The following is a 9073-nucleotide window of genomic DNA, read 5'->3' as shown; positions in this document are numbered from 1 at the left end:
GTGTTTAAAGAACAGAAGCTGAGCTATGACGAGCTCAATCGCCGGACCAACCAACTCGCCCATTATTTAATTAAACTGGGTGTAAAACCGGATGATCGTGTCGCTGTTTGTGTTGAGCGTAGTCCGGACATGGTTGTAGGATTATTGGCTATCCTCAAAGCCGGCGGCGCGTATGTGCCCCTTGACCCGGCCTATCCGCAGGATCGCCTGAGTTATATGCTCAATGATGCTGCTCCTGCCGTTCTTCTCACTCAATCCGCCCTGACGGAAAAACTGGATAATCAATTACCAACTATCCTGCTTGATGAGCCTACTTTATATGCCCTTGATGATATGCCGGATACAAACCCTGATCGTCGGGCATGTGGGCTTAATTCACGCCATCTGGCCTATGTGATTTACACCTCCGGTTCAACCGGTCAACCGAAGGGCGTCATGATTGAACATCGCAGTCTTTGCAATTTAGCCTTGTCTCATCTGGATATTTTGGCAGCAGAACCGGCCGACCGTGTCCTGCAATTTGCTTCGCACAGCTTTGATGCCTGTATTTTAGAATGTGTTATGGCTTTGCTGAATGGGGCCAGTCTCTATCTTGCTGAGCGCGCAGATATCCTGCCCGGTGCCGCCCTGTTAAGAACTTTAGAAACCTATGCCATCACGCATTTGACGCTGTCACCCACTGCATTAGCGGCGATGGATACCTTCCCGACCACATTAAAAACGCTGATCACAGCTGGTGAAGCTTGCCCGCTTTCGCAAGTCAGGCGCTGGTCTGAAGGACGGAACATGATAAATGGATATGGACCGACTGAAATTACGATTTGTGCAACGACTTATCAGTGTAATAGTCAGGACGATATAGCCCCGCCTATCGGTAGCCCGATAGCTAATACCCGAATTTATATTCTCGATCCCTTTGGTCAACCTGCTCCTTTGGGTGTGGTCGGTGAAATTTATATCGGGGGTATCGGTGTAGCCCGAGGATATCTCAACCGTCCTGAACTGACTGCCGAACGTTTTCTGCCCGATCCATTCTCCACCGAGCCTGATACCCGTCTGTACAAAACCGGCGATCTGGGTAGCTGGTTACCGAATGGTAATATTAAATACTTAGGCCGTAATGATTTTCAGGTCAAACTAAGGGGATTCCGCATTGAACTGGGAGAAATCGAGAGTCAGTTATTGCAATGTCCCGGTGTACACGAAGCAGTAGTATTGGCACGTGAAGGAGAAAGTGCTGGCGCGCAGAAGCGGCTGATTGCCTATATCTTACCTCAGCCCGGTGTTGAACTGATCCCGGCTGAATTACGTCAGCAATTAATGCAGCATCTGGCGGAATTTATGCTTCCTAGTGCCTTTGTTATCTTAGAGGCTTTCCCATTGACGCCGAACGGTAAGCTCGACCGCAAGGCACTGCCTGCGCCGGATGCGTCAGCAGTGATCACCCGAGACTATGAAGCGCCGATAGGTGATGTAGAAATTGCGCTGGCACAAATCTGGCAGGAGTTACTGGGGCTGGAACAGGTCGGCCGTCATGACCATTTCTTTGAGCTGGGTGGTCATTCGCTTATCGCAGTGCGGTTACTGAACTATATGAGCAAGCAAGGTATGGCGGTATCACTGACAACATTATTCTCTTACCCGATATTATGTGATCTGGCTCAGGCGATTAATAGTCAGTCAGCTAAACCAAGCTCCCCTCTTGATGCCAATCCGGTGCCTTTAAGGCCTCAGGGTCATTTACCGCCATTATTCCTGATACACGAAACTACGGGTGATCCGCTGGTGTATTCGCGACTGGCAACTTTGCTGCCAGCCGAACTGCCTGTTTATACATTGCAGGCGATGGGCCTACACACAGTAGAAAATCCACCAGCTTCTATTGAGGAACTTGCCACTTACCATATTGATGCTATTCGCCGGGTTCAGCCGCATGGCCCTTATCGTCTGGCTGGCTGGTCCATCGGAGGAACCATCGCTTACGAGATAGCCCTGCAATTGGTTAGCGATGGTGAAAAAATCGATTACCTTGGCATGATCGATTCTTACAATTTAGATTCTTATAACTTCGATTCTTACAATTTCAGTGACCATGAAACAGACAGACAGAAAGATATCAATCTGTTTATCCAGTCTCTGCATAATTACAGAGAGCAACCTGATGGAGATGATTTGGATAATCTTTATAATTTCCGCGATTGTGAAGCTTTGCAATGGTTGCCTGCGGACGTTAAAAAAGAGGATATTCTCTTCCGTTTGAATACACAGGAACTGATCCTGCAACTTAGTAAAAAATATATTATTTCTGCTTCCTCATTACCCATTCATCTCTATACCTGTGATGATTTAGCGGACGGATTCGACTGTTGGCATGGCTGGCACGATATTGTTGGTGAACATTCTGAACGCCACCCTATTGGCGGAGGGCATTACACCATCATGCAACCACCCTGGATAAACCATCTGGCCGATTCAATGACTGAGCATTTATTACAGGCTTCTTACTCACCGCACATCATTATTCAACATGGCAATGACTCTGTTTCACCACTTTTCTGTATTCCCGGCGCAGGTGCCAGTATTTCCAGTTTTATTGAGCTGGCATTAGCCCTTCCTCCACAGTTGCCTGTCCACGCTTTGCAGGCTCGTGGCCTGATAAATACAGACCTTCCGCCTTATATCAGTGTGGAAGGTACAGCCCGCGCTTACATTAAGGCAATTCGTCAGGCACAGCCTCATGGCCCCTATTATCTGCTCGGGCACTCTTACGGCGGCTGGCTGGCTTTTGAAATCGCATTACAATTACAAAAGCAAGGGGAAGAGATTGCGGTTCTTACTCTTATTGATTCCGATGGGCCTGAACCACAGGAGAGCACTTCAAAAAACGGCCCTCCTAAGGTTATCGACCGGATTGAAACGTTAATGAGTCTGATTGATATCTACAACATGATGCTGACTCAGCCATTAACGCTAACAAGGCAGGATTTCGAGAATCTGACAGAAGACGAACAGCTCATTCTCTTGCTTCAGGCTTTGATCGATGTAGAGCTATTCCCTGAAAATACAGAGAAATCTTTGTTACAGGGTATCGTTCAGGTTATGCAGGCCAACCTGAACTCAAACTATACCCCCCGAAACTGCTATAACGGCCCCGTTTATTTGATTAATGCCCAGGGGGAGAATATTGATGAAATAGCCACTCGAGAAAATATCTGGCGTCAGTATGTGACTCAGTTAAATACTGAGATCGTGCCCGGTAATCACATGACTATGCTATCCAATCCTCAGGTGAAACAGCTGGCGACTTTGCTGTGGAAAATTCTGCGGGAAAAATTAATGACCGAGATACCGGAGCAGAAATGATGACGCCAACCATTAAACAATCGGCTTACCGGATTTTGTTCACACTTTTAAATCGTTCACGTTGGATCCTGCTCATTGCCACTTTAGCCAGTATCGTTAATGGCATTTCCAACGTTTTCCTTATCACATTGGTTAACAGAATAGTCACCACGTCTGGTAATAGTTATCACTTACTCGCCGTATATTTCTGTATTATTGCGGTGCTGGCTATTGTCAGTCATGTAATGAGCGGGGTGATTTTCGCCAGACTCAGCCAGAATACCATCGCAAGGATGCGTGAGTTTATCTCTGAGCGTATTACCCGTGCTCCTTTTCGCCAGATAGAAATACTGGGCGCTTCCCGTGCCCAGTCCATCATCACCGATGATACAACCAATGTTTCACTGTTGTTTTTCACCCTACCCAATATTGTGACGCAGAGCTCCATTGTGCTGGGTTGTCTGGGCTATCTGGCGTGGCTGTCATGGTCAGTGTTTTTTCTGGTGTTAACGGTGATAGTGATTGGCTCACTTGGTTATGCTATTGGTGGAACCAGCGCGCTCGCATCACTAAAAGCAGCAGGTAAGTCACAAGATCGCCTGTTTAATCATTTCAATGCCTTATTTACCGGAGCAAAAGAGCTAAAGTTACATTTTTCACGCGCTCAGGCTTTCTTCACCCATTCGCTTGGCCGTGAAATTGGTGCGGTTAGACAGCATCGTATCCGTGCTTTCAGTGTTTATGCCTTTGGTGCCGGCTGGATGTATCTTCTATTTTATATATTTCTCGGGCTGGTTATTTTCGCTCCGGCGGTAATACCGGGACTGAAAGTCACTACAATCGCAGGTTACGTGATTGTCTTTCTGTTTATATTGATGCCGCTGGACAGTCTGCTGAACAGTATTCCATCACTGAATGCGGCTCGCGTATCGCTGAACCGCATCGGTTATGTTCTGTCTGAACTGACTGAGCAGGATCACTTGGACGAGCAGGTTTCTGCCAGCGAATTTGGTAACGCTAATTTACTGCAACTGTCAGGCATTACACACAGCTATTATCGTGAGAAAGAAGACGATATGTTTCAGCTTGGCCCAATCGATATGACGCTTAAACGCGGAGAAATCACTTTTCTGATTGGCGGTAACGGCAGTGGGAAAACGACACTGGCCAAACTGTTAAGCGGGCTGTATACACCGGAAAGCGGCACAATGACTGTTGACGGAAATTTGATTACTGATAGCAACAGAGCTAACTATCGTCAGCTGTTCTCCGCCATTTTCTCGGATTTTCATCTCTTCGAAACACTGATAGGTTTGACTGATACAGATTCAGTACTGGATGCACGAGCGAACGCCCTGCTCGCTAAATTACATTTGGAGCACAAGGTTAAAATTAAGGATGGTTGTTTTTCAACTCGTGAGCTTTCACAAGGGCAACGGAAACGCCTCGCTTTAGTGGTTGCTTATTTGGAAGATCGGCCATTCTATCTGTTCGATGAGTGGGCCGCTGATCAGGACCCACTATTTAAAATTGTATTTTATCAGGAACTATTGCCCGAATTGGCGGCACGCGGTAAAGCTGTACTGGCGATTACTCATGACGACCGTTTTTTCCATTTAGCCGATCATTGCATCAAGCTGGAAAATGGTCAGCTGACCGGGCAGACATCTGATATACACAATGGCGTTACAGAGCATCAATCACTTTGAATTCGATGACAACAACTTCCATGTCCGGTGAAAATGAACCTTCACGTTCAAAGAAACATTGATGTTCCTGTTGCCAGTGCTTCACCGAACGATCTCCCTCGCCTTCTTTCCAGGCGAGTTCAGTTGTCATTTCTGAGAATTTTATGAGGTATAGCGCCATCACTCTGACAACACAGGCTGGCGTATCTTTGCTGTTCAATACAATGTATTCATTGCCAATTAAAATACTGCTGCCAGACTGTTTATAGGAGGAAAATGAACAGCTGGTTGCAGTTTTAATTTCTTTGGAGACTAATCCAGCAAGAACGTCCTGTAGTTCAGGAGAATCACCAAACTTCCAGTGTTCTGCTGCCGGATATTTGTTTTTAACCATATTCATCATGTTATGAGATTCCATCGTTACAACTATTATGTGACAACTACTATTAGCGGCAATATTTTCACTTAGGTCTTTGCCATAAGGAAGAAGATCTAGGAATTATATTTGTGTTACGTAAACTTAAAGCCAAAATGCCCCCAGAAAAAAGTAAAGACAGCTTTTCTAAATGAGAAGTATGTTGGCGATGATCCCACGCCTCTTTTCCTGCCCGCTGCACTTTTACTCCAATTTTATGGTAACACTTATATGCGCTGGCTATTGCCCACGCAGAGCGAATTGGTAAATAACGTAGCCCCATTAATGCGGAAGCATAATATGATTCCGCCACAGTAAGAATTCGATTTGCAACATGGGATAACGCTATACGGTTTTCCCTTGCTGTCAGTGATGCCATTGTCGGTTCTAAACCTTCTTGTTCAAGCCAATCAAGGGGAAGATAACAACGACCTATTTTCGCATCGTCGATTACATCACGAGCTATATTTGTTAATTGGAACGCAATTCCGAGATCACAGGCTCTATCTAATACTAAAGGCTCTTTAACTCCCATAATTCTGGCCATCATCAATCCAACAACACCTGCCACATGGTAGCAATAATCTAAAGTATCATTAAGACTTTTATACTTTACTCCCCGAACATCCATAGCAAACCCCTCTAGATGTTCAAGAGCCTGAGATAACGGAATTTGGTGTTTAATGACAACTTCTTGGAGTGCAGAAAATGCAGGTACTTCTATCGGAATACCCAGATAAACGTCATTAGTCATTTTCTTTAAAAAATTAAGTTTATTAATTTTATTTTCCAGTGGATTAATTAAACATTTCCCTCCCAAATCCTGACTATCAATAACATCATCACAATACCTGCACCAGGTATATAACATTAACGTACTTCTACGCGTATCCTTATTAAATAGACGAGAAGCAGCATCAAAACTCTTTGAGCCAGATGACATACAATGTTCAGCATGAGAAAATAGCCCAAAATTCATTAAGATAAATCCTCTATCATTAAATTCGCAGTGATTTTAGCAGAGGCAAGAACTCCCGGAATACCTGCTCCGGGGTGAGTTCCTGCACCAACAATATATAAATTTTCAATATCACTATCGCGATTATGAGGGCGAAACCAAGCACTTTGTAGTAATAATGGCGCTATGGAGAAAGCAGAACCGTGATAAGCATTAAGCTCGTCCTGAAAATCAAATGGAGTAAAAATCTTATGAGTAACTAATTGGTCGCGGAACCCCGGAATATAATATTTTTCCAGATAAGAGAATATACGATCACGTAAACGAGGAGCTTCTTCAAGCCAATTAATTTGAGCATGTCCCAGATGAGGGACAGGAGCCAGAACATAATAACTTGCACACCCAGGTGGTGCTAAAGTCGGGTCTGTGACAGAAGGTGAATGGAGATAAAGAGAAAAATCACCAGGAATGCTATTCCCTTTAAAAATATCATCCAGTAATTCTTTATATCTATTACCAAAGCAAATGGTGTGATGAGCTAACTGGCTGTGTAACTTATTCAAACCAAAATAAATAACGAATAAAGAATTACTCATCTTTTTTTCTTTAAATAAGTCGGAACGTCTCTTACCCACACGATGTTTGCCTAATAACTTTTCATAAGTATGGATAACATCCGCATTTGAAGCCGCTGCTTTACAATATATTTCACGCTGATCATTTAATTTTATAGCAGTTATCCGATTTTCATTCGTGATAAAACTATCGACTTGGGTATTCAATTTACATCCCCCGCCTATATCAATGAATAATTTAATTAATGCGTTAACTAATGCTCCTGTTCCACCACGAGGAAACCAAACACCGCCCTCTCTTTCCAAAGTATGAATCAGCGTGTAGATAGATGATGTTGTAAAAGGATTCCCACCAATAAGAAGAGAATGAAATGAAAAAGCCTGCCGCAGATGCTCGTTTTTTATATGTTTAGAAACAATACCATAAACACTCTTCCATGCAGATAACCGTACCAACGAAGGCATTGCACAAACCATACTCCTGAAAGACAAGAAAGGAGACGTGCCATATTTTAAATAACCCGTTTTAAAAACAGCCTTAGAATAACGAATAAATTCACGATATCCCTGCACATCACCTGGATTAAACCTAGCTATTTGTTTCTCTAATTTATCTTGATCGCCACCATAATCAAATATCTCTCCCGACTGCCACTGCAAGCGATAAAAAGGACTAATTGGTAATAATTCTATATAGTCAGACATTTTCTTGCCAGCGAGTAAAAATAATTCTTCAATAGCAGAAGGATCAGTAATTACTGTTGGTCCCGCATCAAATGTAAACCCTTTATCCTGATAAACGTATGCCCTCCCGCCAGGTTTATCCCTTTTATCTAGAAGCAATGTTGGTATATTAGCTGCTTGTAATCTTATCGCTAAGGCGATACCGCCAAATCCTGAACCAATAACCGGAATTCTATTCATGATGATAATTTTTAAGTTTTGGATGTCGTTTAATAATGGCGCTAATAGCATTCACCAACGGAATAGGTGGTTTTCCTAACAAGATACGTATTTTGTCAATAAGCGTTGTTTTCCCTGAGTAAAATCGGCTAATTAATTCTGGCGATAATTTATAAAATCGCTGCATTATTACCCATCGATTATTTTGTTCGCCAGCTAAGAAAAACATCCGATTTAGCATACGAAAAAAACGTTGTTTATTCCATTGAGTATTTGAATATTCTTTTAAAGCTAAAAACAAATTTATATGATCAAATTCCGGTAAATCAGCAATTATATCCGCTAATCTGACAGCATGCTGTAATGTATAGCCTGTAGTCGGATGTGATAATATAGCTCTCATACCACTTACAGGCTGACCTTCCAAACTTTGCCAGAATTTCAGATTATCCCCCATCAATGTAATAGGTAAACATCCACATTCTTCTCGAACTAAAGAAAGTAATCTCCAACCCTGCTGATTTGCATATTCAGCAATTTCCGACGTTAACATCGATTTATCACGTAACTTATCATCAACGTAATACGTATTTTCTATTAATAAACGGGTAGGAGAAAATGGCAAAACATAAACAAAATGATATCCTCCATTTTGTTTAACTGTCGCATCCATTAGAATTGGCTGAATTAACCCATGAGGAGAATCCAACTCCCATTCTTGCCCAAGAAAAGCTTGCTTTCCATAGACAATATTTAAATTGTCACTCCATCCACGCCCGTCAATCACTGCATTTGCGGTCAATATCATACCATTATTTAGCGTGACGTTATTTGGAGTTATATTTTTTACATGTTCGTTAGTTCTGATACAACCTTTAAGTAATGAGTTCAATGTATATGAGAACTTTTCTGACGTAATACTAAAATATGGATGTAATAATGTGCGTTTATATGAAGGAAATACCACATCATATCCTGACCAGCGATGTGCTATTAATGATGATATCCATTCAAGCTCAGCTTTTGTTAAATCGTCTTGATGAAATGACCAAGTATGATTTCCGCCAATATCACTGGATTCTTCAATTAATAGAACACGCAAATTTGGCTGATATTGTTTAAGGCGCATAGCAATGAGACCATTAGCTAACCCTCCTCCAACAAGTATCAGATCCCACGAAATATCCATTCC

6 protein-coding genes are annotated in these 9073 nt (G+C 42.8%); 2 read left to right on the top strand and 4 right to left on the bottom strand.

The window, feature by feature from the left end; translation table 11 throughout:
- A partial coding sequence (locus tag AACS92_RS15710) for an amino acid adenylation domain-containing protein (protein WP_153044794.1) occupies positions 1-3363 on the top strand: 3363 nt, incomplete at its 5' end.
- A complete protein-coding gene (locus tag AACS92_RS15705) occupies positions 3312-5051 on the top strand; it encodes a cyclic peptide export ABC transporter (protein ID WP_241538026.1) in 1740 nt (579 codons plus the stop codon). The genes AACS92_RS15710 and AACS92_RS15705, both read left to right, overlap by 52 nt.
- Here AACS92_RS15705 and AACS92_RS15700 read toward each other — a convergent pair.
- The 4 genes from AACS92_RS15700 to crtY are packed head-to-tail and all read right to left on the bottom strand — an operon-like array spanning position 5029 to position 9070.
- Positions 5029-5433 (bottom strand): ASCH domain-containing protein, encoded by a 405-nt coding sequence (locus tag AACS92_RS15700; protein WP_193757000.1) that lies wholly within the window; start codon positions 5431-5433, stop codon positions 5029-5031. The genes AACS92_RS15705 and AACS92_RS15700 overlap by 23 nt on opposite strands.
- Before the next feature lie 58 nt (positions 5434-5491).
- Complete coding sequence (locus AACS92_RS15695; RefSeq protein ID WP_099111711.1) at positions 5492-6424, bottom strand: phytoene/squalene synthase family protein; 933 nt, start codon at positions 6422-6424, stop codon at positions 5492-5494.
- Positions 6424-7902 carry a phytoene desaturase gene (locus tag AACS92_RS15690; RefSeq protein ID WP_099111716.1) on the bottom strand — a complete coding sequence of 493 codons (1479 nt, stop codon included), beginning with the start codon at positions 7900-7902 and terminating at the stop codon, positions 6424-6426. Before AACS92_RS15690 ends, AACS92_RS15695 begins: the two co-directional genes overlap by 1 nt.
- Entirely contained in the window at positions 7895-9070 is a 1176-nt protein-coding gene (crtY, locus tag AACS92_RS15685; RefSeq protein WP_099111710.1) for a lycopene beta-cyclase CrtY, read from the bottom strand. Before crtY ends, AACS92_RS15690 begins: the two co-directional genes overlap by 8 nt.
- Between the last annotated feature and the right edge of the window lie 3 nt (positions 9071-9073).

This window comes from Xenorhabdus sp. KJ12.1 (assembly GCF_963876495.1).
GTDB lineage: Bacteria > Pseudomonadota > Gammaproteobacteria > Enterobacterales > Enterobacteriaceae > Xenorhabdus > Xenorhabdus stockiae.
Note: the sequence above shows the minus strand (reverse complement) of the source record. Positions and strands in the feature narration are given on the sequence as shown.